General features: G+C 67.5%; 1 protein-coding gene. It reads right to left on the bottom strand.

All coding sequences use genetic code 11. From position 1 onward, the window contains the following. Positions 1 to 513 precede the first annotated feature (513 nt). Positions 514 to 1,965 carry an AAA family ATPase gene (locus tag I8N67_RS41205; protein ID WP_200309436.1) on the bottom strand — a complete coding sequence of 484 codons (1,452 nt, stop codon included), beginning with the start codon at positions 1,963 to 1,965 and terminating at the stop codon, positions 514 to 516. Between the last annotated feature and the right edge of the window lie 613 nt (positions 1,966 to 2,578).

Raw genomic sequence — 2,578 nt, forward strand, 5'->3', positions numbered from 1 at the left:
GCTGGCTGGCTATCCTGAACTTGTCGTCCGGTTACATCGTTCACACCCCTTCTGAGCTGCAACGACGCCCGGACTGCTGGACGTACGCTCAGACATATCGACGCGGTGGTCCAGGTCACGACCTTCGGAGGACGTGCTCCCCCCGCAGCTTTCCGCCCGAGTTTCGCCGCAAGGTTCTGGGTCTCGTCGCATCCGGAAGCAAGGTCGCCGAGGCCGCCCAGTTCCTCGGCATCACTGACCAGACCATCTATGTCCGGCGTCGCCAACACCTCATCGACACAGGGCAGTTGCCCGGCACGACCAGCAGCGACACACCCGAGCTCGCTGCGGCCGCAAGCGCATCGCCGAGCCGGAGGCCGAGTTGGCCGTCCACCGGCGGGTCGCCGAACTGCTGCGTGAGGTGACGTCCCCAAAAGGCGGTTCGTGGTCAAGAAGACGACGACGACCGCAGAGGGGTCCGGCAGTTCGCCGATGGAGGCGGCAAACCAGGCCCCCCGAGCCGAAAATCAGCTGTCACTCTCCGTGGTAGAGACGGGGCAAGTCGATCAGTTGGATCGTGCGGTCGTCCTTCGCAAGGTGATGCAGCTCATCGGTGAAGCCGATGCCGCTGTAACAGTGCAGACGGGTAGCCCCGGAGGCCGAGCCGCGTGCGGTCAGGAGGGTGCGGACGTGCCGGAGGCGTTCCAGATGGCCGACCCCCATCACGTCGCTCCACTTCACTTCTCCGATGGCAAGCAGCGCCTCGCCACCGTTGTCAGTCCCGCCGTGGACGGCGACGTCGATTTCGTGGCTGGTCTTGGCAGCGGGGTCGTTGACCGTGCCGGAGGCCACTCGCGTGACCTGTCCGCCGTGGGTGTCGGGCGACGCGTGCCAACGGGCCCATTCCCGGCAGACCTGCTCGAAGTGCGGGCCGACGACCTTGCTCCGGAACGTGGACTGGGCGCGCTGCCATACGGCAGGCGCCCGGCCCGGGCGTTCCAGATCCCCCCAGGCCGGGCGCATGACCGCGTGGTAGAAGGTGACGAGCGGCTCCGCGATGCGGTAGGCGGAGCGGTTACGGCGGAAGGCGTCCGCTTCGTGAGTGATCATGCCGACGTCCTGGAGGACGCTGAGCGGATGGGCGAGGTCGGTGGACTTGCGGCCGAGGTAGTCGGCGATTCCCCCGCGGGCGGCGTTGCCCGCGGCGATAGCGGCCAGTACGGAGTGGTACAGCGCCGTGTCGTGGAGTTCGGGCTCTTCGGCGAGCAGGTAGCGGGCCTCCCGGAAGAGCGGGCGGGCCGGGTTGAGTACGGCGCGGGTGACCCAGTCGTCGAAGTCGTCCGGCCCGGCGGGAGCATCGCCCTGGGTGAACTCACGACGGTAGGCGGGTGTGCCGCCGACGACAGCGTTGGTGAGCAGGGCGGTGCGCGGGTCGGCGATCTCCCAGAACTCAGCTGCGAGGCGGAAGTCCAGGGTGGGAACGACGAGTTCGAGGCCGGCCCGGCCGCGGAGCGGAGCGTTACCGGACAGCAGCCTGCCCATGAACGACAGTGCAGAGCCGCACAGCAGCAGGCGTACGGGGGTGTTGGTGTGCTGGGCAGCGGGATCCAGGGCACGCTGGATGATCGACGGAAGGGAAGGGGAGGCCTTGGCGAGAAAGGGAAACTCGTCGATGACCGCCACCGTGGGACCCCCTGCATCGGCGATGCGCATGAGTGCCGTGACGGCCTCGTCCCAGTGCGCGAAGCGGAACGGGGTGGGCTGGCCCCGATAACGGGTCAGGGCCTCACCGAACTGGCGCAGGGCGTCGGCCTCGGTGGTCTCGGTGGCGGTGTACATGAAGCCGCCACTGGCTCGGGTGACCGCGTCGAGCAGGAAGGTCTTGCCCTGCCGTCGGCGGCCGGAGACCACACCGAGCGTGGCCCGCGAGCCGGGCAGGGCGGCGAACCGTGTCAGCTCGGCCCACTCGAATTCGCGGTCGAACATCTCGGCAGGCTTGTCCACAGAGCACCCTAGCCTTGTATAGGTGAGGTTATTATATCTGGGCTTATTGCACGCTGCCGACTGTCGACCGCGGACCTCAATGCAAGCAGGGCGGCAGACACGACTCCATCGCGCGCCGCACCGGGCGTCCACGCGGCCCCCCTCACGGCATCGGGCCATGCCGACCGCCACAGTCCATCCAAGTTCCACCACCCCGGTGACATGACCTCGGATCTCGCGCTCCGGATCCAGTTCGCACACCTGACGCACAGAGCAGCGACCCAGGCCGCAGCGGTACAGCCCGACAACATCGCCCCGCAGCTCCGCAGAGTATGTGCGGGACCTCAACAGAAACGGATCCAGCATCCAGAACGCCCATTGCCAGGACGGAGAGCCCCCACTCCCTGCTGCTCACACTCGGGATCCGGTACGCGCCCCCTCGGCCAGTCCTTCCTGACCACACATCACAACCATCGACACGCCGACTGCCCCGAGACTTCAGCAGCGGAATCGCCGCGCACCATAAAAGACCAGGTCAGAGGCCTGCAGCGCCGAATCCCGATGCGCACCCCTTGCGCACCCCTCCTCCGACGACCAGCCCGTGAGAAGCCGTTGC

The organism is Streptomyces adelaidensis, assembly GCF_016598475.1.
Classification (GTDB): Bacteria; Actinomycetota; Actinomycetes; order Streptomycetales; family Streptomycetaceae; genus Streptomyces; species Streptomyces adelaidensis.

Coding starts and splice junctions, on each gene's coding strand:
- I8N67_RS41205 (WP_200309436.1), bottom strand. CDS start 1,965: ATGTTCGACCGCGAATTCGAGTGGGCCGAGCTGACACGGTTCGCCGCC.